The 22434-nt window shown below is 61.4% G+C and carries 21 protein-coding genes; 9 read left to right on the forward strand and 12 right to left on the reverse strand.

From position 1 onward, the window contains the following. Positions 1-85 precede the first annotated feature (85 nt). From OEG82_RS22420 to OEG82_RS22445, 6 genes are all read left to right on the forward strand, one after another. Complete coding sequence (locus OEG82_RS22420) at positions 86-577, forward strand: TRAP transporter small permease (protein ID WP_267614571.1); 492 nt, start codon at positions 86-88, stop codon at positions 575-577. Beyond that, complete coding sequence (locus tag OEG82_RS22425) at positions 574-1875, forward strand: TRAP transporter large permease (RefSeq protein ID WP_267614572.1); 1302 nt, start codon at positions 574-576, stop codon at positions 1873-1875. The genes OEG82_RS22420 and OEG82_RS22425 overlap by 4 nt, the downstream gene beginning before the upstream one ends. Before the next feature lie 22 nt (positions 1876-1897). Beyond that, positions 1898-2365: a DUF3237 domain-containing protein gene (locus OEG82_RS22430; RefSeq protein ID WP_267614573.1), complete on the forward strand. Its 468-nt coding sequence runs from the start codon at positions 1898-1900 to the stop codon at positions 2363-2365. 98 nt (positions 2366-2463) lie between these two features. Then, complete coding sequence (locus OEG82_RS22435; RefSeq protein WP_267614574.1) at positions 2464-2880, forward strand: CopG family transcriptional regulator; 417 nt, start codon at positions 2464-2466, stop codon at positions 2878-2880. A gap of 30 nt (positions 2881-2910) precedes the next feature. After that, a complete protein-coding gene (locus tag OEG82_RS22440; protein WP_267614575.1) occupies positions 2911-4020 on the forward strand; it encodes an extracellular catalytic domain type 1 short-chain-length polyhydroxyalkanoate depolymerase in 1110 nt (369 codons plus the stop codon). Position 4021: 1 nt separating this feature from the next. Continuing rightward, positions 4022-5128: a C45 family autoproteolytic acyltransferase/hydrolase gene (locus tag OEG82_RS22445; RefSeq protein ID WP_267614576.1), complete on the forward strand. Its 1107-nt coding sequence runs from the start codon at positions 4022-4024 to the stop codon at positions 5126-5128. 66 nt (positions 5129-5194) lie between these two features. On the opposite strand, the gene OEG82_RS22450 is transcribed toward OEG82_RS22445, so the two are convergent. From OEG82_RS22450 to OEG82_RS22485, 8 genes are all read right to left on the reverse strand, one after another. Continuing rightward, the gene (locus OEG82_RS22450) at positions 5195-6520 is read right to left on the reverse strand and encodes an aspartate aminotransferase family protein (protein WP_267614577.1); all 1326 of its coding nucleotides are present in this window, start codon (positions 6518-6520) and stop codon (positions 5195-5197) included. A 14-nt stretch (positions 6521-6534) separates the two neighbouring features. After that, the gene (locus OEG82_RS22455) at positions 6535-7506 is read right to left on the reverse strand and encodes a C45 family autoproteolytic acyltransferase/hydrolase (protein ID WP_267614578.1); all 972 of its coding nucleotides are present in this window, start codon (positions 7504-7506) and stop codon (positions 6535-6537) included. 21 nt (positions 7507-7527) lie between these two features. After that, positions 7528-8988, reverse strand: a complete 1461-nt coding sequence (locus OEG82_RS22460) for a biotin carboxylase (RefSeq protein WP_267614579.1) — start codon at positions 8986-8988, stop codon at positions 7528-7530. A 1-nt stretch (position 8989) separates the two neighbouring features. Then, positions 8990-11740: an aminotransferase class I/II-fold pyridoxal phosphate-dependent enzyme gene (locus OEG82_RS22465; protein WP_267614580.1), complete on the reverse strand. Its 2751-nt coding sequence runs from the start codon at positions 11738-11740 to the stop codon at positions 8990-8992. A gap of 73 nt (positions 11741-11813) precedes the next feature. Next, positions 11814-12791 (reverse strand): carbon-nitrogen hydrolase family protein, encoded by a 978-nt coding sequence (locus OEG82_RS22470; protein WP_267614581.1) that lies wholly within the window; start codon positions 12789-12791, stop codon positions 11814-11816. A gap of 65 nt (positions 12792-12856) precedes the next feature. Beyond that, positions 12857-13288 (reverse strand): universal stress protein, encoded by a 432-nt coding sequence (locus tag OEG82_RS22475; protein ID WP_267614582.1) that lies wholly within the window; start codon positions 13286-13288, stop codon positions 12857-12859. 20 nt (positions 13289-13308) lie between these two features. After that, a complete protein-coding gene (locus OEG82_RS22480) occupies positions 13309-16062 on the reverse strand; it encodes a TRAP transporter permease (protein ID WP_267614584.1) in 2754 nt (917 codons plus the stop codon). A gap of 131 nt (positions 16063-16193) precedes the next feature. Next, positions 16194-17153, reverse strand: coding sequence for a TAXI family TRAP transporter solute-binding subunit (locus OEG82_RS22485; RefSeq protein ID WP_267614585.1), 960 nt, complete (start codon positions 17151-17153; stop codon positions 16194-16196). 376 nt (positions 17154-17529) lie between these two features. On the opposite strand from OEG82_RS22485, the gene OEG82_RS22490 reads away from it, so the two are divergent. Further along, the gene (locus OEG82_RS22490; protein ID WP_267614586.1) at positions 17530-18126 is read left to right on the forward strand and encodes a cupin domain-containing protein; all 597 of its coding nucleotides are present in this window, start codon (positions 17530-17532) and stop codon (positions 18124-18126) included. A gap of 33 nt (positions 18127-18159) precedes the next feature. Beyond that, the gene (locus OEG82_RS22495) at positions 18160-18954 is read left to right on the forward strand and encodes a beta-keto acid cleavage family enzyme (RefSeq protein ID WP_267614587.1); all 795 of its coding nucleotides are present in this window, start codon (positions 18160-18162) and stop codon (positions 18952-18954) included. A gap of 61 nt (positions 18955-19015) precedes the next feature. Here the strand turns inward: OEG82_RS22495 and OEG82_RS22500 are convergent, their stop codons facing one another. Both OEG82_RS22500 and OEG82_RS22505 read right to left on the reverse strand, forming a co-directional pair. Continuing rightward, entirely contained in the window at positions 19016-19582 is a 567-nt protein-coding gene (locus OEG82_RS22500) for a DUF2478 domain-containing protein (protein ID WP_267614588.1), read from the reverse strand. Position 19583: 1 nt separating this feature from the next. Next, positions 19584-20234 carry a carbonic anhydrase gene (locus OEG82_RS22505; RefSeq protein ID WP_267614589.1) on the reverse strand — a complete coding sequence of 217 codons (651 nt, stop codon included), beginning with the start codon at positions 20232-20234 and terminating at the stop codon, positions 19584-19586. A gap of 248 nt (positions 20235-20482) precedes the next feature. Here OEG82_RS22505 and OEG82_RS22510 point away from each other — a divergent pair, with 248 nt between their 5' ends. Further along, the gene (locus OEG82_RS22510) at positions 20483-21184 is read left to right on the forward strand and encodes a cyclic nucleotide-binding domain-containing protein (protein ID WP_267614590.1); all 702 of its coding nucleotides are present in this window, start codon (positions 20483-20485) and stop codon (positions 21182-21184) included. Between the two features lie 12 nt (positions 21185-21196). Here OEG82_RS22510 and OEG82_RS22515 read toward each other — a convergent pair whose 3' ends face one another. Continuing rightward, complete coding sequence (locus tag OEG82_RS22515; RefSeq protein ID WP_267614591.1) at positions 21197-21589, reverse strand: hypothetical protein; 393 nt, start codon at positions 21587-21589, stop codon at positions 21197-21199. A gap of 47 nt (positions 21590-21636) precedes the next feature. Beyond that, entirely contained in the window at positions 21637-22434 is a 798-nt protein-coding gene (locus OEG82_RS22520; RefSeq protein WP_267614592.1) for a peptidylprolyl isomerase, read from the reverse strand.

A 22434-nucleotide genomic window follows, 5' to 3' on the forward strand; every position in this document is an offset into this window, starting at 1 on the left:
ATTGGTGAACCGGGGTGGCGTTGTCTGTCACAGTTGTTGCAAGTCCAAGGCTAGAGCGTTTCATGGCCAGATCGAACCATTCTAGATGAAAATACTGGATACCGCCTTTCGCTATCTGGCCCTGTTAGGCGCGGTCTCCTTTGCAGCCGCAGCCTGCATCACCGTGGTCGATGTCGTCATGCGCAAATTCAGCGGCGGCATTTTGGGCACCGTCGACTATGTGCAGCTCTTCATCGTCTCCGGCGCCTTTCTGGCCATGCCCTATGCCTTCAGGGTCAATGCGCATGTCTCGCTGGATCTGGTCTCCAACTTTCTTCCGCCCTTCGCGCAGTGGCTGCTCGGCCTGGCCACCAGCCTGCTGACGCTCGGCTTCTGCTGTCTGCTTGGCTACTATTCCACCCAATCCGCGCTGTCGATGCTGTCGAGCTCGGACATCTCGATGAACATCGGCATTCCGATGTGGATCTACTGGGCGCCCTTTGCGCTGGGTCTGGTCGGGTCGTCGGTCGCCATGGCCTTCAATGTCGCTGACCAGCTCCGTGCCGGCTGGAACGAACCCGGAAAGTCCGCCACATGACGCCGCCGCTTCTCGGAATTCTCGGCTTCTTCGTCGCCATGGCCCTGACCCTGGTCGGCGTGCCCGTCGCCATTGCCATGGCGGTGACCGGTGTTGCCGGCTTTGCCATTCTCAACGGCACCGGCGGCGCCATCTATGTTCTGGGCTCGGCGCCCTTCGAGGCGGTTTTTCCCTACAGCCTGTCGGTGATTCCACTGTTCGTCGCGATGGGCGTGTTTTCCGCCCATGCCGGCCTGTCGACCAGCCTGTTCAGCGCGATGAACATGGTGTTCAAGCGTTTCCGCGGCGGTCTCGCCATGGCCACGGTCGGCGCCTGCGCAATCTTCGGCGCGATCTGCGGCTCCTCGCTGGCGACAGCCGCCACCATGGGCCGCATCGCTGTGCCCGAGATGATCCGCGAGGGTTATTCGCCAAGCCTGGCCGGCGCCTCGGTGGCCGCCGCCGGTACGCTGGGCGTGCTCATCCCTCCCTCGGTGCTGATGGTGATCTACGCCCTGCTGACCGAAAATTCGATCGGCCAGCTCTTTGCCGCAGCGCTTCTGCCCGGCCTGCTGGCGACCGGCCTCTACATCACCGCCGTGGCGGTAACGGTGCGGATCAGTCCCAACGCGATCAAGCCGGTGGATCACCACGGCGATGACCGGCCCGAGACCGGCTTCGACAAATCCGTCATCGCCGCGATTTCGCTGTTCGTCGTTGTTCTGGGCGGGCTTTATTCCGGACTGTTCTCGGCCAATGAGGCCGCGGCCGTCGGCGCTTTCGGCGCAGTGGTGCTGGCAATCCTGATGAAGACCAGCTTCGCTTCCATGGTCGACGCGGCGCTGGAAACAGCCCGGACCAGCGCGATGATCTTCATGATCCTGGTCGGCGCGGCCCTGTTCAATTTCTTCATAGAGGGCACCGGTCTGGCGGGGATTCTGGGCAACTGGATCAGCGAGTCGGGGCTGCCGCCGACGGTGATCATGATCATGATCCTGTGTTTCTACCTGCTGCTCGGCTGCTTCATGGATTCGCTGTCGATGATCCTGCTGACCATCCCGATCGTCTATCCGATCGTCATCAATCTCGGCTTCGATCCAATCTGGTTTGGCATCATTGTCGTCTCGGTCGCTGAAATCGGACTGATCACGCCGCCGATCGGCATGAATCTCTTCGTGGTGCAGAATGTAGCGCCGCAGGTGAGCCAGTCGGATATCATCAGGGGCATCCTGCCCTTCGTGATTGCCGATGTCGTGCGGCTGTTCCTGTTCGTGGCGTTTCCGGCCATCATCCTGTTCCTGCCGACCCTGATGCGATGACCCCAACGGATCAGGCAAGGCCATGACCATCTCCACCCCTCCCCAGCTTGACCCGGTCTGCACATTGACCGTGGAACTCGGGCCGATCCGCGAGATGGGACAGGGGCGCGGCGGGGCCCGTCGCATCGTGCCGATCATCGGCGGCAGTGTGGAAGGGCCGTTGTTGAACGGCCGCATCCTCGACATCGGCGCGGATTGGCAGACGGTGTTTGCTGACGGACTGGCCGAGCTCGACACGCGCTACTCGATGCAGACCCATGACGGCGCCGTGATCGAGATCTGCAATTACGGCTTCCGCCATGGCCCGGCGGAGGTGATGCAGGCTGTGGCGCGCGGCGACACCGTCGATCCCCGATCCTACTACATGCGCACCCATGCACGACTTGAAACCGGCGATGCACGCTATGGCTGGGTCAACCGCACGCTCTTCATCGGCAGCGGCAGCCGCCTGGCAAGCGCAGTCGTCATCTCGCTGTTTGCAATCCGTTAGCCGGGCACAAAGGGTGCCCGGCACAACCAGCCTCTTGCATTTGCCAATATTCCATCTATATACCATCCATATGGATGATAAATCGAGGAGTCGCGGAAATGAGCAATGTCAAGCAATTGCGGGAAAAGACGCCCGAGACAGAGAAGATCACCATCAATTTAGGCTATGTCGATCTCGGCCGGATCGATCTTCTGGTCAATGAAGGGTTCTATTCCAACCGGTCAGATTTCATCCGGACGGCGATCCGCAACCAGCTCGACAGCCACCAGGACGCGGTCACAAGATCAATCGAACGGCACACGATGGAACTGGGCCTGCGCGACTACAGCCGCGCTGATCTCGAATCCCTGCGCGCCGCCGGCGAAGTGCTGCATGTCAAGGTGGTGGGTCTGGCGCGCATTGCAGACGACGTCACGCCCGAGCTCGCGCTTGCAACCATTGGAACGATAACTGTGCTGGGTGCGTTGCAGGCAAGCAGAGACGTCAAAACCGCACTGGCCGACCGCATCAGGTAGGCATTCAGACACCTCTCAAGGAACAAAATGATGACATTCTTCAATGCCGACGCGCTGCGTCAGGCAATGGCTTCCGCACGCCATGGCCATTTCGACCCTGACCGCCTGGTGCAGGAAACCCTGTCCCGTCACGGCCTGTTGCCGGAGACCGCCAAGGGGCGCACGCGCACCAAACCCACCGCGGCGTCCGGCCCCGGCCCTGTGTCGGCACCTTCACTCCGCTCCGGCCGTTCCGGCGTCTTTTCAGCCAGAACCGATGCACCCCTGCAGGACATTCCGGCCGGCGCCAGCTTCGCCCTGCATGGCTTCAGCTGTGATGCCGGCAGCCGCGACTTCCGGCTCTATATTCCAACGACTGCGGGCAATGGCGCGACGGCATTGATCGTCATGCTGCATGGCTGCAATCAGACACCGGAGGACTTTGCCGCCGGAACGGCCATGAACGAACTGGCCGAGACCCATGGCTTCATCGTCGCCTATCCCGGCCAGTCGCGCGGCGCCAACGGGCAGAGTTGCTGGAACTGGTTCAGCCGCGGCGATCAGAACCGTGACCGCGGCGAGCCGGCAATCATCGCCGGACTGACCCGACAGATCTGTGAAGCCCACGCCATTCCGCCGCAGCGCACCTTCATTGCCGGCCTTTCCGCCGGCGGCGCCATGGCGGTGATCATGGGCGAGACCTACCCGGAGCTTTATGCCGGTATCGGCGTCCATTCCGGCCTCCCCTATGGCGCCGCGCGCGATGTCGCCTCGGCCTTTTCCGCCATGGGCGGCAAGCCGATGCAGGCAATTGCGCGCGCGCCATCGGCACCAACACCGCGCACCATCATCTTTCACGGTGCGTCCGATTCCGTGGTCCATCCCGTCAATGGAGATCTGATTGCCCGCGGCGCCGAACCCTCCGGTTCGGGCGCGCAATACCAGACCTGGGAAAATGGCCCGTCGACCCGCCGGCAGGTCGAACGACGTGTCATCCCCGGCGCTGACGGCCAGGCACATGTCGAGCACTGGGTCATCGAAGGCCTTGGACATGCCTGGTCCGGCGGCCGACCCGCCGGGTCCTACACCGATTCCGGCGGGCCCGATGCCAGCGCCGCCCTTGTCCGTTTTTTCCTCAATCCCGACAATAAGAGCCTGTGACATGACCCAAGCCTCCTTGACATTTGACGCCGTAAGCGAGAGCCGGCCCGGCCCCAAATGGGCGACCCGCTGGGCCCGGTCCTGGCCCGCCTACGAGGCATGGTTCACCGCCGGTGGCGGCGACAACGGCCCCTCACGGGCCGATTGCGAAGCAGCGCTCGCCCGCCACATGCCCGAGCTCCTGCCGGTCTATCACCGGCTCGTAGGTCTCGCAGGCGGATCCGACCGCGCGGCCCGTTTCCTGTCGACCTGGTGTCCGCCGAACTATCTCGGCGGCTGTTCGCTCGCGGCCCTGGCCAGCCATGACGCGGTGCGGCTGGTGCGCAATTACGACCTGTCACCGAACCTCAATGAAGGCCTGCTGCTTCACTCCGAATGGACCGGGCGCAAGGTCATGGGCATGGTGGAATTCCTCTGGGGCCTTTCCGACGGCATCAACGAAGCCGGGCTGAGCATCGCGCTCGCCTATGGCGGCCGCCAGATCACCGGTCCCGGCTTCGGCATCACCACGATCCTGCGTTATGTTCTGGAAACATGTGACACGGTCGATGAGGCCCTGCTTGTCCTGCAGCGGGTGCCTTCGCACATGCCCTATAATGTGATCGTGGCAGACGCCAACGGCGCCACTGCAAGCGTCGAGATACAGGCTGGCGGCGGCGCCACGCTTGCCGCCGATATCGTCGCCACCAATCATCAGCATGACGGATCGCAGCCTGACCGGGCCGCCTTCACCCGGACCTTCGAGCGCGCGGCCCATCTTCGCGACATCGCCAGCTTGCGTGGCGACCCCAGGCAGCTCGCGGCGCATTTTCTCAAGGCGCCATTGCACCAGGACCGCCATGGCGAAGGTTTCGGAACGCTGTTTACCGCCGAATATGACCCGCTCAGCCACGCCCTGACGCTGCACTGGCCGGACCGAAAATGGAAGCAGAGCCTACATGATTTTGCCGAGGGGCAGACCCTCATCGCCTATCAGGACCGGCAACCGGTTGCCCCCTACAGAAACGCCGCGCAGGATATCGACTGGGTTGCGATCGGCATGCTCTACGCCTCGGGCAACCCGCCCGACTGGCGTGATTTTGTCGCGCAGGAGGTCCAAGCCGCCTGAGCCGGGCTGCAGATCGCCTGATACCCTGGCCGGCTTCGCGGTCAGGGCGAAACGTTGGCCACCGGTTCAGACACCGGTGGCGGCATGAATGCCGATTGCCAGCTTGTCGATCAGCTCCCCGACCTGGTCGGGGGTAATGATATAGGGTGGCGCCAGCAGAACGTGATCGCCGCTGCGGCCGTCGATCGTGCCCGACATCGGATAGCAGATCAGGCCGGCATCAAACGTCGCGGTCTTGATTTTCGGCGCAATCCGATCACCCGGCGCGAAAGGCTGCTTGGTCTCGCGGTCCTGCACGAGTTCCACGCCAACGAAGAGGCCGCGGCCGCGGATGTCGCCGATATGGGGGTGCTCGCCAAAACGCTCCTGCAGCCCGGCCCTGAGCAGCAGACCCATGTCCTCGACCTTCGGCAACAGGCCGCGCTCCTCGATTGCCCCCACCACGGCCAGTCCCGCGGCACAGGCGGTCGGATGCCCCATATAGGTATGGCCGTGCTGAAAGAAGCCGCTGCCGGCCTCGATAGCCCGGTAGATTTCACCCGAACACAGCATCGCGCCCAGCGGCTGGTAGCCGCCGCCAAGTCCCTTGGCGATGGCAATAATGTCCGGCCGGACGTCGTCCTGCTCTGATGCAAACAGCGTTCCGGTACGTCCCATGCCGCACATCACTTCATCCAAAATCAGCAGCACGCCATAGCGGTCACAAATCTCGCGGATCCGCTTGAAATAACCCGGAGCCGGCGGCACCGCACCCGATGTGGCGCCAACCACCGGCTCGGCGATGAAGGCCATCACTGTCTCCGGCCCGACCCGAAGGATTTCAGCCTCCAGCGCATTGGCGGCGCGCAAGCCATAGGCTTCCGGCGTTTCATCGGCCTGCCGCAAACGGTAGTCGTAACAGGGATCGATATGGCTCACATCCAAGAGCAGCGGACCGAACTGGGCGCGCCGCCACTCATTACCGCCGGCCGACAGGGCGCCGATGGTGTTGCCATGATAGCTTTGCTTGCGCGCGATCAGTCTGGAGCGTTTCGGTTCGCCCTTCTCGACGAAATATTGCCGGGCGAGCTTGATCGCCGCTTCGGTCGCTTCAGACCCGCCGGAGACGAAATAGACCCGGTCAATGCCTTCCGGCGCTCTGGAAATCAGCAGATCCGCCAGGGCCTCGGCCGGCTCGGAGGTGAAGAAGCCGGTATGGGCGAAGGCAATGGCGTCGAGCTGGGCTTTCACCGCGGCAATGACGTCCGTGTCACCATGGCCGAGACACGACACGGCAGCACCGCCCGATCCGTCGAGATATTGCTTGCCGCTCTGGTCAAACAGATAGCAGCCCTTCCCCGAAGCCACGACCGGCGGATGAATTTTCGTGTGGCGGGCAAAGACATGGCTCATGACGCGTAGGCTCCTCATACAGGAATATGGATCATCCGCTGATCCTCAACGAAATTATGGATATCGAATGGCCAGGTTCCCAAGGGCCAGCGAAGCTCCATTTGCCCCAGCCGGGGGCGGTAAATGGCTGTATAAAGCGTGCCAAACCCGTCGGCGAAGGCGGAGGAATAGAGCGGCGGCTTGAGAAAGGCCGAAATGAATTTTTCCTCGGTATCCCGGTGCATGGTCATGCGCTGCAGCAGATAGCGCTCCCGCTCGACGGTTGCTGTGAAACGGGCATGGGCCGCCCATTCGACCTTTTCCTGGTGATTGGTTGCAACCGCCGATTTGGTAATCAGCGTCGGCCGGTCGGGTGCCATATAGGCGGTGATGTAGTTCCGCTCCGCATCCAGCACCGTGACATTGTAGCTCATATGGCTGGGAACGCGGGACAGCACCGCCACCGCCTGTTCGGTGGTTTCGCAGGTCTGCAACACATAGCGCAGGATCAGCGGTACGCCGAAGCCGTCACCAACCACATGACGGCCGCCGAATGTCAGCGAAATCGCCAGTCCGGCATCGTTCATGCCGTCGACCAGCCCCCACAGACCGTCAGACGTACCCAGCACCGTGCGGCCCTGCCAGCCGGTGCGCATGATCAGCCGGTCGAAGGCCAGCGGGCTGTAGTCGTAATTGCGCACCAAGACCGGTTCCGCACCGGTCCAGACCGCCTGCGAACAGACCGACAGATAGGGCGGCGGATTGTAGAGGCTTAGAAAGCGGGCCGCCTCGTCGCCACCGCCGGCGAGCTCGCAGAGCTGCTCATAGAGCCCCAGCAGTTCCGGCATGTGCAGTTTCAGTGCCTGGAGACATTGCCAATAGGTCGGCCGCGCCTCTACGCTCTCGCTGCTCCACCAGACCCGGTAGTCCGGCCAGTATTCGGCAAATAGCCCGGCCCATTTCGGGCCGGGATCTGTCTCGTCGATTGAACGCCAAAGATGTTGCATTTGACGTCAATACTCCGGAATCTAGAGGATCTTGAAGGCAGGCTCTGAATAGACCGGGCCGACATCCGCTGCCGGCAGCGGCTTGGCCACAAAGCTGTTCTTGATCCCGTGAATCCACTTCTTGGCGCGGTCGTTGAGCTGGAAATTATTCGTCATCGAACGCCCGCGAGTCACCAGAATGCCGAGATCGGCGCCTTCATAGCGGTAATCGCCCGGTTTTTGAATGCGCAGGAAGAAGGCTTCGTTCTCGCTCTCGACGGCACGACGGTGATAATCGAAACGGTCAAACACCACCCGCCCGTCATCATGCATCTTGTAGATACCGGTCTGCGGCGCTTCAGTGATGATGTCGACGCTGTCTTCGGTGTGCTTGACCACCATCTGGCTCCAGCTGTCGATCATGTCCGGATCGGCCCAGCGCGAATTCAGCTCGGTGATGTCGAGATCGAATTTGACCTTCGAGAAATCGAGCAGATGGAACAGGAACAGCGGCGCATCGGCATGGGCGAATGCCGCATGGTTGGTCATCGAACTCGCCCCGGTAATGCGCGGATTGAGTTCGCCGAGCCAGATGTCGCCGGTCTTGGTGTCGATGAGAAAATCGAGCTCGAAATAGCCGCTATAGCCTTCCTTGCGCAATTGTTCGCCGAATTTGAAAGTGAGCTGCCTGGCCTTTTCACGCACCTTCTTCGGAAAGGCCGTGGAGAAGATCTCGTTGCCGCACCAACCGCCGCGATAGGGGGTGAGCTCCTTGAAGCCGACCAGCTCGGTCATCAACGGCCCGACAATCGTTCCCTTTGATGTGGTACAGGCCTCGATCGCCGAACCGCGGCAGTCGATCCGCTTCATGATCTTGATCTCGCCCTCGCCGATGATCTCGTCCGCATGGCTGCGGAAATCGGCTTCGGACTTGATGAAGAAGGTGGTGTGGCCGCTGTCGCCAAAGGCCGACTGCAGAACCAGGTCATGACCGATGCCGGCCTTGTCGCAGGTCTCGCGCAGATTCTCGTAGGAAGTCACCTCGGCCAGCACATTCGGCACGGAGGGAACACCGGCCTTGTTGCCGACCCGCACGGTCTCGATCTTGTTGTCCATCGAGGTCCGCAGCTTGGCGCTCGGGAACCAGACGACGGCGCCGAGTTCATTGGCAAGGCGCTCGGTCTCTTCATCGAACATCAGGAACACGAATTTCGGATTGCCGCCGCGGCGCTTGATGAAGTCGATAACTTCCTTGTGCTGCAGCAGGTAATTGTTGATGTCCTCGATCGACTGGAACTCGGCATGCGGCTGCTCGGAGGGGCAGAACACATTGGGGTGACGGCCGTCATAGCAGTCGAGATAGCAGATATATTTGAAATTCTTGCACCACTCGTCAATGCCGAGCAGGTTGAAGTTGGTGGCGGAAATGAAATAGATCGGATCTTCATTGCGGTGAAAAAACCGGCGGATTTCCGACATGTTTTTCAGCATTTTTCTCGGCATCTTAGTCCCCTTTTTTATTATTCGGCTTTGCCAGGGCGAGCCCAGCATGATTGTCCAGCGCCGCCTGGGTGAACACCCGCAGCCCGAGATCCGGCCTGTAGCCGTGGATCTCGCTGACATCGAGCGCGCGCATGAAGGCCAGAATTTCGCGTGACACCACCTGCCCCGGCACCAGGATCGGAAAGCCCGGCGGATAGGGGATGATGAAGGAGGCCGACACAATCTCGCGGCCGCTTTCAATCGCGTCGATGATCGAACCGTCGAGCTCGAGATAGTCGCAATTGCGGTCATCATAGCTGAGGAAGAAGGCCGACCTGATGTCGCCCTCGATGGTGTCGTGGTCGGTGCGGAACGCATCGTGGAACCGGCTGAAATCCGGCAGCGGCGGCAGATCATGCATCAGGTTCTTGACGCGTTTCTCGAAGCTCAGCCGCTCCATGCGCGAGGCATCGTCGAGAAGGTCATCAAGATCATTGGCGATTTCGACCAGCACCTCGATCAGATAGGCGACCGATGACCGCGTGGTGCCGATATTGGTCATGAACAGGACCGTGTTGCGCGACGTCTTGTTGATCTGGATGCCGTATTTGTCCATCAGGATCTTGTTCTTGAAGGTGTCGCCGTCCCACCCGGTGCCCCCGACCACGACCGTCACGCGGGTGGCATCGAGAACGAATTCGTCCTTCTCCCAGCAGTTCCAGATATCGGTCCAGCCCTGATCGGGATCGTAATAGCTCGTTACACCGCTCTCGCGATGGGCTTCCGGGATCATGTCGCCGGCGGTCAGCACCTTGAAATATTTCTTCAGCAGAGGATGCGTCGAGATCGCCCGGCGCATCGACATCGCCGCCTCGACCTGGCGCTGGACGAACTCGAAACCCTCCAGTTCCACCTGCCGCCGCCCGACATCCAGCGAGGCAATGATCTGGTAGTTCGGCGAGGTCGATGTATGCGTCATATAGGCTTCGTGAAAGCTCTGCTCGACCTCTCCCTTGAAGTCCTGGTCATTAACGTGGATCATCGATCCCTGCCGCAGCGCCGTCAGCGTCTTGTGGGTCGATTGCGTCGAATAGACCCGGATCCGGGAGCCCGGCGGCGGCAGAAGACACGTCTTGAGCAGCGTCTCGTCATCCGCATCCCTGAGCTTGGCCTGCTGTTTTTCATAGAGCTTGGCATAATGCGGCGTCTTGATCTTGTCGCGCAGGGTCTTGGCCGCATGCATGCCGGTGCGCTGGCGGTAGGTCGGGCCAAACCGGGCAAAGGCGAACCAGGCTTCATCCCAGAGGAACACCAGATCGGGCTTGATGGCGAGACATTCCTCCATCACCCGCTCGACATTGTAGACGACGCCGTCGAAGGTGCAGTTGGTCAGAAGCAGCATCCGGACCCGGTCAAGCTTGCCGGCGGCCCTGAGCTTAAGCAACTGGTGCTTGATTTCCTTAAGCGGCACCGCGCCATACATCGAATATTCATTCAGCGGATAGCTGTCGAGATAGACAACCTGGGCACCGGCCAGCACCATCCCGTAATGATGCGACTTGTGGCAATCGCGGTCGACCAGCACGATATCGCCCGGCCGCACCAGCGCCTGGACGACGATCTTGTTGCAGGTCGATGTGCCATTGGTGGAAAAGAAGGTCTGCTTGGCGCCGAAGGCGCGGGCGGCAAGCTCCTGCGCCTCCTTGATCGGGCCATGCGGCTCGAGCAGGCTGTCGAGCCCGCCGCTGGTGGCCGAGGTCTCGGCCATGAAGATATTGGGGCCGTAGAACGCGCCCATGTCCTGGATCCAGTGCGACCGGGAGATCGACTTGCCGCGGCTGATCGGCATGGCGTGGAACACGCCGGTGGGCTGCTTGGAATATTCCTTCAGCGCGGTGAAGAACGGCGTCTTGTAGCGCGCCTGAACACCACGAAGGATGTTCAGATGCAGCTCCATGAAGTCTTCCTGATTGTAGAAGACCCGGCGGCAGATCCCGAGATCGAGACCGGCAATGGCTTCAACCGAACGGTCCGTGACCAGATAGGCATCAAGCTCGGGACGCACTTTCGCAATCAAACGGCAGAGTTCCGGGCCGTAATCCTCGGGCGCGATTTCCTCGATTTCATCGATGCCGCCGGCGCGGTTGAGATAGCGGGTGAGCACCGGCAGCTCGACCTTGGATTCAAGCTTGAGCCCCGGGCGGACGATGATCGCCTGGATATTGTGGTTGAACAGAATGCCGATCAGCGCGTCCTGAAGACTTGGAACGACCACCGATTCATAGGTGAACTGGTCATCGGCACGCCGCATCGACTGAAGGCTGTTCTTGAGCCAGCGTTCCTGATGTTCGTTGAGATCATCGACGATCATCACTTCGAAATAGGGTTTGGTCAGCGCCCGTGCTTCCGGCGACAGGACCGCCTCGTCCTCGTTTTCCTCACTGTCGGCGACGTCCCGGTCGAGAGGGATGTGGCGGCGGCGATAGGCGCCGGTGGTCAGAGCACGCAGCACGCGGCGAACGCTGAACGCCGCATCGTCGATGTTGCCGTGCTGGAACTGGCGGTGCATGTGGGAGAAGGAGGCTACCCCTGGAAAGGCCCAGTAGGCCTCAATGAGCGACAGCGAGTCGAAAAGCTTGGCGATCTCGTTGCGCCTTGCGGCAGCCTTGCGGCCTTCGGGCTCGCGCTTGAGGAAATCCAGGGCTTCGCGCAACGCACTCCATCGATCCGTTCGAAGCTGAACCGCGGAGTAGTAATCGCTCATTGATTGCATCAATTCATCCTTTTCGGTGACTCAATCTTCTGCAAGATCTCCGGTACTGTTGTCGTTGTCTGGCCTCATGCGATTAACCCGCAACCGTCTTTCCGGCCGCCAGCGGCAGCCCTGTCGCCGGGGCGGCAGGTGCCTCGGAAAGCGGCTGAAGCGGATCGGCAGCCGGTGCGGCGGCATGTGGCAAACCGGCCTTCGATCCCTGCCCCGGCGTTTCGAGCTTGCCCAGTGTGTGCAGATAGGAATCGACGCCGTTGGCCCGGTCATAGACGGGAAAATCGACAGCCCGGTCCCTGAAGCTCTTGAGCACCTGACCCAGCCCCATAAAGCCTGTTTCGCGCTGGCGCCGGACCTGGTCGAGATCGATCTCGACGGGGAACATGTCCTCCCCTGCCATCGACCGGTGCAACATCGTTGCCGAGGGAGACACCACGCAGGACTGGCCGATGCCGCCCGCGCCAAGCCCGTTGATGTCGAAGATGTAGCACTGGAACTGCGCCGCGGTGGCTTGCGCAATCGCGATCTCGGTCGAGCGGTCAATGGTTCCGGTCAGCACCGGGTGGATCAGCACCTCGACCCCCATGCTGGTCAGATGACGCGTCGTTTCCGGAAACCAGATGTCATAGCAGATCGACAGCCCGAACCGGCCGACACCGGGCACGTCGAACACACAGAATTCCGTGCCGCCGGCGATCCCGGCCTCATAGGGCAGGAACGGGAACATCTTGCGGTAATGCGCAATGATGGCCCCCTCCGGATTGATCACCGTGGAAGTGTTGTAGATCAGCCCGTCTTCCGCCTGTTCGAACATCGAGCCCGGGATCACCCAGACATTGTAGCGCCGGGCCGCGGCCTGAAACCTCTCGATGGTTTCATTGAGCAGCGGCTGCGCAAAGCGCGACAGCGGGCCGAAGGGCGAGAGTTCGCTGAACACCACCATCTGTGTCCAGGGAAACCTGGCCATCACCACGTCGAGCTTGTGCAGCATGGAATCGACATTGGACTCGACGGCATTGACATACATCTGGATGCCGGCAATTGCGAAAGGTGTCATAGGGGGCGAACTCCGTGGATCATATTCAGATCGGTTGCGCTGGATCGCGGGTATGCTCCGGCTTGCTATTTTCTGACAACCAGCACCGAAACCGGCGAACGCCGAACCACCCGGTCGGCCTGCGAGCCCACCAGGAACTCACGCACCCGGTCGGGCGAGTGGCTGGCCATGACCACGAGATCGGCCTTGACCGTCGCAATGGCCTTCAGCACCTCCTCATGCACGACGCCATGCGCCAGATGGGCATGGGTCTCAACCGACGCATCGACATTGTCTTCGACAATCTTGCCAAGCTGTGCATTGGCGTCCTTGAGCGCATGGGTTTCAAACCCCGCGGGCAGATAGCCGGCAACCAGTGGCGACCGCACATTGGGCACCACCGACAGCACGTGCAGCACGCCGCCACTGGCCTTTGCCAGCGCCACCGCTTCCGGCAGCGCAAGCTCCCATGATGGCTTGTGTGTCAGATCGATGGTGACAAGAATGGTCTTGTACATGTCAGTTCTCCTGGTTCGGACTAGGCAGCCGCAGTGGAAACAAAGGCCGGAGCCCGGCGCCGCTGCATCATCACCACCAGAGCCAGAATCAGGAGTGCGGGGATGAACATCCAGTATTTGCTGGGCACTTCGACAGGCTTGAGCACGCGCAGAACCTCTTGATCCCAGTCAAGACCGGCGGACGACGCCGCGGACCCGAAAGCGACATCATCGATCAGCATCTTGTCGCCATCCTGGCGGAAGGTCAGCCCGGCACTGCTGAGCTTCTCCTCCCCGGTTGCGCCTTCGCCGATGGGAAGCAGGGCCACGAACTCGATCGGATCGCCGAGATCATTGACGCCGGCAACCCGCACCCGCAGCGACTCTCCGCTCGGCGTTTCCGCAGCGGCTTCGGTGATTTCAGCCGGGTCCTTTTCCAGATAGGGCGGAAAGATCATGTCCATGAAGAATCCGGGCCTGAACAAGGTGAAGGCAACCAGAAGCAGGATCACGGATTCATACATGCGGTTGCGCACCAGGAACCACCCTTGCGTGGCGGCGGCGAAGAGCAACATCGCCACCGTCGCCACAATGAACACGAATATGCCCTGCAGCCAGGTCACATCGATCAGCAGAAGTTCAGTGTTGAAGATGAACAGGAACGGCAGGGCGGCGGTGCGCAGGCTGTAAAAAAACGCGATCACCCCGGTCTTGATCGGATCGCCGCCCGACACCGCGGCTGCGGCGAAACTCGCCAGACCAACCGGCGGCGTCACGTCAGCCATGATGCCGAAATAGAACACGAACAGATGCACCGCGATCAGCGGAACCAGCAGGCCGTTCTGCTGCCCGAGCGTGACGATCACCGGCGCCAGCAGCGCCGACACGACGATGTAGTTGGCCGTTGTCGGCAGGCCCATGCCCAGGATCAGCGACAGGATCGCGGTCAGAAGCAGGATGGCCATGATGTTGCCGCCGGAGAGGACCTCGACCACATCGGCAAGCGAGGATCCGACGCCGGTCTGGCTGACGGTGCCGACAATGATGCCGGCGGTCGCGGTGGCGATGCCGATGCCGATCATGTTGCGGGCACCGATCACCAATCCGCTGATCAGCTCGTTCCAGCCCTGACGCATGGCGGTTCCGATTTCGCTGCTCTTGCGGAACATGGCCATCAGCGGCCGCTGTGTCAGCAGAATGAAGACCATGTAGGCGGTGGCCCAGAAGGCCGAGAGACCCGGCGAAAGCCGGTCGACCATCAGGGCCCAGACCAGAACCACCACCGGCAGGATGTAGTGCAGGCCAGAGCGGACCGTGGGGCCCGGCAGTGGCAGCCGGGTGACGGCTTCATTCGGATCGTCAAGCTTGAGCGGCTCTTCACGCGCCGCAATGCGCACCAGGCCGACATAGGCGGCCGTGATCAGTACGAAGACGATATAGGGTGCCGCCACCGGGAATGCCGGACGCAGCCAGCCCATGCCGTAATAGACGGCAAAGGAGACGGCACAGATTGCGGCGATGGTGAAGGCAATGCCGATGAGCCGCTGCACGATGGGCTTCGGGGTATAGGCGCGGGGCAGCCCCTCCATGCCGGCCTTCATGGCCTCGAGATGCACGATATAGACCAGAGCGATGTAGGAAATCACGGCCGGCAGAAAGGCGTGCTTGACCACGTCGAAATAGGGAATGCCGACATATTCGACCATCAGGAAGGCGGCAGCCCCCATGACCGGAGGCATGATCTGGCCATTGACGGAGGATGCGACTTCAACCGCACCGGCCTTTTCCGCCGAAAACCCGACCTTCTTCATCAATGGGATGGTGAAGGTGCCGGTGGTCACCACATTGGCGATGGACGAGCCGGAAATCAGGCCGGTCATGGCCGAGGAGACGACGGCGGCCTTGGCCGGTCCGCCACGCATGTGGCCCATCAGGCTGAAGGCCACCTGGATGAAATAATTGCCCGCGCCCGCGCGATCGAGCAGGGAGCCGAACAGCACGAACAGAAACACGAACGATGTCGACACACCCAGCGCGATGCCGAAGACGCCTTCCGTGGTGATCCACTGGTGATTGACGATTTCGGAAAGGTTGTTGCCCTTGTGGGCAATGATGTCAGGCATATAGGGCCCGAGCACCGTGTAGGCGAGGAACACCGAGGCGACGATCATCAGGGCGGCGCCCAGGGCGCGGCGCGTTGCCTCCAGCAACAGCAGGATGCCGATGACGGCGACCACGAAATCCTGGGTGATCGGCGCGCCGACACGGCTCGAGATGTCCCGGTAGAAGAAATACAGATAGAGCGCGGCCATCGCGCTGATGGCGGCCATGGCCCATTCCCAGGGCTGGATCCGGTCATTGGCCGATCCGAGAAAGACCGCGCCGGACACGGCAATCGCCACGATCGGAATCCACCAGACCGGCGAACCGTCCTTGGCCGACATCATGAACAGGGCCGCAAGGATGAGCGGCACCGCCATCCCGAGCACGAGCTGGAATTTTGTCCGGTCGGCAGGAAATGCCGCGAATGCGAGAAACAGGGCGAAAGCCAGATGGATTGAGCGTGCTTCGGTATCATTGAAGACGCCAAAGCCCAGGACGAAGGGGATCGGAGATGCAAACCAGAGCTGGAACAGTGACCAGGTCAGCGCGACGAGCATGATGAATTTGCCCACCGAGCCCTGGGTACCGCGCGCACCGGTGTCGGAGGACGCGACCAGGGCATCAAGTTCCGCCTGAGACAGGCCGTGCTGTGCGGAGTCCGCGGATGCCTGTGCCTTGTTGTTGTCTGTCATGAAGTCCCCCTCCGCCGCCCGATTCCGGGTCGATCATCTGTCCACTGTGGAACATCGTCTTGTCGGCAAGGGCGCGAGAACAGCGCCCTTGCCAATTCAGCCCGCTGACCCTTTCAGGTCGGCAGCGCCGGTCACATCCAGCCGCGTTCCTTGTAGTATTTCTCGGCACCGGGATGCAGCGGTGCGGACAGACCACCGGAGATCATGTCCTCTTCCTTGAGATTGGCAAACGCCGGATGCAGGCCCTTGAAGCGGTCGAAATTGTCGAACACTGCCTTGACCACCTGATAGACGACATCGTCGTCGACATCGGCGGATGTGACGAATGTCGCCTTCACACCGAAGGTTTCAACATCGTCGGGCGTACCGGGATACATCCCGCCGGGAATTGTCGCCTTGGCATAAAAGGCGTTGTCCGCAACGAGCTTGTCGATGGCTTCTCCGGTGACCGGCACCAGTTTCGCTTCGACGGTCGACGTGGCTTCCTGGATCGAGCCATTGGGATGGCCGACCGTGTAGATGATCGCATCCACCTTGTTGTCGCCAAGGGCTGCGGCCTGTTCTGCGGGCTTGAGTTCCGAAGCGAGCGAAAAGTCACTCATCGACCAGCCCTTGGCGCCGAGCACGACTTCCATGGTCGCAAGCTGTCCGGAACCGGGGTTGCCGACATTGACGCGCTTGCCCTTGAGGTCGTCGAAGCTGGAGATTCCTGCATCGGACCGGGCAATCACGGTGAAGGGCTCGCCGTGAACCGAGAACACGGCTCGGAGCTTGTCGACCTTGCTGCCTTCAAACTGGGAGGTGCCGTTATAGGCGTGATACTGCCAGTCGGACTGGGCCACGCCCATGTCCATGTCGCCGGCGGCAATGGCGTTGATATTGGCGATCGAGCCACCGGTCGACGGGGCGGTGCATTTGAGGCCGTGATCGGCAGCACCGCGGTTGACCAGACGGCAAATCGACTGACCGACCACGTAATACACGCCGGTCTGGCCGCCTGTGCCGATCGTTATGAACTTCTCCTGGGCCACGGCAGGCGAAATCGCCATCGCCATCGCTCCTGCCAAGATCAGGTTTTTCACATGTTTCATTCATCTTCTCCCTTGTGAACTATGTGCAGATGCTGCCTGCAGCTTCCGACGGTACAGACAGTATTCATGCTTTGGGCATTCAGAGCTACCTCTAATATGACCGGCCGCTCTCGAACCGGACCAGCAACAGCTTGCTTGAGGATGGATGCATTGTCGGACATTGCAAGCCTCACCTTCAGAACCGTTTCAAATCGGCTTGTTCTCCCCGCATTCAATGGCCAACTGGGACATCATTTCCCGCTTGCCTGTCGGCTGGAAGCCCCAATTTATTACTGGTAATCCTAGGCATGTTTAATATATTATGCAAGTGCGTTGAATAAACCGAACTTGTTTGAGATGATGGACAACGCACATGCGCAGCCACAGGAGACCATCCATGACAGTCACACCGGAGCCGGAGCTGAACATCGGGCAGCGTTTGAAAGCGGTCCGGCTCGCGCAGCACCTGTCACAGCGTGAACTGGCCCGCAAATCCGGTGTAACCAATGGAATGATTTCGCAAATCGAGGGCAACAGCACCAGTCCGAGCGTCTCCTCGCTGAAGCGGATCCTCGATGCAATTCCGATGAGCATGTCCGAGTTCTTCTCCAATGAGACACACAATGCCAGGCAGGTCTTCTTCCGCGCCGGTGAATTGCGCGAACTCAATCCCAATGCCATCATTGCCAGGAACAGCGGCGACGTGAACCGCCTGTCCCTGCGCCAGGTCGGCAACAACCGGAATGCGTCGATACAAATGCTGTACGAGCGCTACGCCCCGGGAAGCCATACCGGCGCCGAGCTTTACACTCACAATGGCGAAGAGGCGGGAATCGTCATTTCCGGCGCCATAGAGGTGACGGTCGGCGATCAGACTGCCACGCTCGGACCAGGCGATGCCTATCTGTTCGAAAGCCGGACACCGCATCGCTTTCACAACAGCGGCGAGGATGAATGCGTCATTGTCAGTGCCTGCACGCCACCGTCGTTCTGACACATCTTCTTCCGCTTGAATTGGCCCTATGACATGACATCAAACCCGAAACACACACTCCGGCCGCTGCCGTCGGTCATGGTCGCCCCCAACGGCGCCCGGCTGAACAAGGCGGACCATCCGGCCCTGCCCGAGACTGTCGCAGAGATCACCGCCACCGCCCTGGCCTGTGCCCGCGCCGGGGCCGACGGGATCCACGCCCATGTCCGCGATCAGGACGGCAACCACACCCTGGATGCGGGGCTGTACCGCGAACTGCTTGCCGAACTGGCCCTGACCGTTCCAGCCATGCAGCACCAGATCACGACCGAAGCTGTCGGCCGCTACAGCCCCGACCAGCAGATCGATCTTGTCAGAAGCGTCCAGCCCGCGCTGGTCTCGGTGTCGCTCGCGGAGATGACATCCGATGGCTGGACCAGCCAGGTCGAGGATTTCTATCGCTGGTGCGACGACAGCGGCATCGCGGTCCAGCATATCCTCTACTCTCCGGATGATCTCGGCGAGCTCGTCAGGCTGTGTTCGCAAGGACGCATCCCCGCCACCCGGTTGCAGATGCTCTTTGTGCTTGGCCGCTACGGACAGGGTGTTCCCAGCACGCCGGAAACCATCTGCGGCTTCCTGCAGCTGCTGCCGCAACTGGCATCAGAGCCGGATTGGGCGGTCTGCGCATTCGGGCACAGCGAGACCGCCTGCCTTCGCGCCGCCGAACGGCTCGGCGGAAAGATCCGCATCGGATTTGAGAACAACACCGTCAACGAGAACGGTAGCGTGGCCCGCGACAATGCCGAGCGCGTCGGACAATTCATCTCCGGCCGCAGCAGTTCATAACGGCGCAGGACAATCGGGATTGCCGCTCTTGTTGCCTCTAAGGACCATGGGCCGCAGCGTTTCAGCCCATGACAGCCGGACTTGCCGCAGCAGTCGCCTCCACTGCCGGGCGAAGCGCTGACCGGCTCCAGTCCAGAACGATTTCCGGACTGGGCGGCAGGGAAACGGCGCAATTGCCGGAAAAATCCTCCCAGGCATGCAAATAGGTCCGCTTGACCGAGGTGAGCACCGGAATGCCGAGCAGGAAGGCCTTTTCCAGAACGCTGCGGAACCCCTGCCCCTCGGATTCGCCCTTGCCGAACCGGTTGAGCACCAGCAGGTCAGGCCTGGTGTCGAGCGACGCCACGAACGGCCCGGCAATCTCGGCAATGGCCCGGGGATCGAGCCGGCATCCACGCGACTCCCTGCCCAGCGGTTGCGAGATGCAAAAGCGGCGGCCACCGACAATTTCCTCGAGCAGCATTTCTGCATGGCCGGAGAGATCCCGGCAGCCCTGCCGCTGAATGAATCCGGCGACACTGCGGCCCTCCTTCTGCAGGGTCCGCACCACGCTTTCAAGCAGGTCGTCGGTGGCCGTATCATCGGCAATCCGGATGGCGGCGAGCCGCGGGAGGATGGGCGGGCTCATGTCATTCATCCTTCTGCTCCACTGCCGCTGCCCGGATCTCGTCGCAGCCGAAACCGGCATCGCCGGTGCCGCAACCGCAATCAAGATCGCGGAGCAGCCCATCCTTCAGGCCGTAGACCCAGCCGTGGATCGCCAGCGCTTTGCCCCGCTTCCAGGCCGAACGCAGGATCGGCGTGCGCGACAGGCTCTCGACCTGTGCCTTGATGGAGAGTTCGCACAGCAGATTGTGCCGCATCTCCGGGTCTGCGATCGCAGCCAGTTCGCCGGCATGCAGGTCAGCCACGTCGCGCACCGGCTGAAGCCAGTGATCGATGATGCCGTGACGATCGCCATCCACAGCCGCCCTGATGCCGCCGCAGCCATAATGGCCGCAGACAATGATGTGCTTTATCTCCAGGGTCTCGACCGCAAATTCGAGAACCGACAAGAGGTTGAGATCGCCCCGATGCACCAGATTGGCGACATTGCGATGCACGAAGACCTCGCCCGGCTCAAGCCCGGTGATGACATTTGCCGGAACCCGGCTGTCCGAACAGCCGATCCAGAGATATTCGGGACTTTGCAGGGCGGAAAGCCGGTTGAAATAGTCCGGATCCTCCTGCCGTTTTGCCGTTGCCCAGCGGACATTGTGATCAAACAGGTCGGACAGCATTCACATCTCCCTGCGGCAGCCGTTCCCATGCGCGTCCGTGCCGGGCTCTGCCTGCCCGCTATTCACCTAACGGCAGATCCGGGCCGGCGCCTTTGATCTGGGTCAATCATGATGGCGCCAATCCGCGATACAAGGCTGGTGTCGTTAATCCGTGACTGGAACCTGTCCGATATCAAGGCGGTCTGCTGCGAGCTGATCGCCGGTTGCCGGTCCGGTCAAATCCACGCACGAAAGAGATCAAGGGACTCATGCGCCCCTCCGATTTACCCCAGGTCCGCGCCTTGCGCCTTTTTGAAAGCATGAGCGACCCGAGCTTTGCGGCGTTGATGCAGGCCTCCTATCTGCAGACATTTCCCGCCCAGCTGGATCTCATCCATGAAGGCGAATCCGCCGACTTCCTCTATGTCGTCATCGAAGGCTGCGTGGAGCTTTATGCGAGGTCCAACGGCCGCGAGGCGACGATGGCGATGGCGCATCCTGTCACCACCTTCATCCTTGCCGCTGTGCTCAGGGATGCCGTCTATCTGATGTCGGCGCGCACCTGCACCCGGTCCAAACTGTTGCTGATTCCGGCCCAGAATGTCCGCGAGGCGTTGGAAGGCGATGACGGATTTGCCCGCGCAATCATCCAGGAACTTGCCGGCTGCTATCGTGGCGTGGTCAAGGAATACAAGAGTCTGAAGCTCAGAACATCGGTCGAGCAACTGGCCAACCGCCTGTTGCGCTACCGCAAGGAGCGCGGCGATGCCGACGGCGCCTTCGAACTCCCCTATGACAAGAAGACGCTGGCCTCGCTGCTCGGCATGACGCCGGAAAACCTGTCGCGCTCCTTCAACACGCTCAAACCCTATGGTGTCGAGGTCAACGGCTCGCAGGTCAGGCTGACCGACGTCAAGGCGCTCGAAATCCTGGCAAAGCCGAACACGCTGATCGATGAACGGGCAAATTGATATCTGCTCGGCCTAGCGATGGCGCAAGGCGCCCCAGGCCAGCACGGAGATGATGAGCCAGACGCCCGTCCGCAACACCATGGCGCCGACGGTTCGCATTTCGTATGGACCTCCGCGCTGCACATGCAGGGCGAATGCCGCGAACACCAGCACCGTCGCAATCACGATGGCGAGCGACAGCCACAGTGCCCAGCGGTGCCGGAACAGAAGGCCTCCCCCCGCAGCGACATAGGCAAAGCCGGCAGCAAAATTGAACCACAGCACGAAAGGAACCGCATTACCAACAGCCGCGCGCGCCGCGGCATCTCCGAAAAGGGCGTTTCCACCCGACACGATGGTCAGCAGGCCAAATACCATGCCGACCACAGCAGCCGCCTTGAGGCTCCATCCGGAGTGATGTGTCATGCTCCTCGCCCACCCCTGCCCGTACGCGCAATTCAGGACATCACCACTCAGGCGGCGATCAGATTGATTCCGGTAACTTCGGCGTCGCGCGCCAGCCTGGCGACAAAATCACGGCCTGCCTTCGCCCAGGCTGCTTTTTCAAGCATCTCGGCAATGCGCGGCGCCACGGCCTCGAACGGCAGCACCGCGCCCTGCGCGCGGGCGTCGAGCCGGATGATATGCAGCCCATAGCGGGTCCCGACCGGTTCCGGGGTCAGGCTGCCTTCGTCAAGCGCATCCAGCGCGGCCTCGAATTCCGGCACGGTGTCGCCGCTGATCAACTGGCCGAGCCGTCCGCCATTGTCGCGGGAGGAGCAGGCGCTGTGCTCGCGCGCCAGATTGTCAAAACCGCGCGGATCCCGTTGCAGTTCGGTCAGCACGGCACTTGCACCGGCCTTTGCCTTGGCCAATGCAACGACATCGCCCGGCTTGACCGGAAACAGGATATGGGCGGCTTCATAAAGGGTCGGCGCCCGCCAGCGGTCCGGGGCTGCGTCATAGGCGGAGCGGATGCTGGCCGGATCCGGTTCGACCGGGTCGAGGGCGGCATCGAGCACCTGCCGGACCAGCGCCTCCTCGTCGGTCTCGACCTGGCCTTCGGCCACTTCTTGCGGATCGGGAACCAGTCCCAGGCGTTTGGCCTCCTGCAGCACAAGCGTACGGATGGCCAGCGCGCGGGCCGCTGCCATCCAGGCTGCTCCCGGCTTGGATCTGGGGGCCGGATGGTTCTGCGCCTCCGAAGCGATCAGCGCTGCCGAAATCGTCTCACCATTGACGGCAATATCAGACATAAGAGAAGGTTTCAT

The sequence above is a fragment of the Hoeflea ulvae genome (genome assembly GCF_026619435.1).
Lineage (GTDB): Bacteria > Pseudomonadota > Alphaproteobacteria > Rhizobiales > Rhizobiaceae > Hoeflea > Hoeflea ulvae.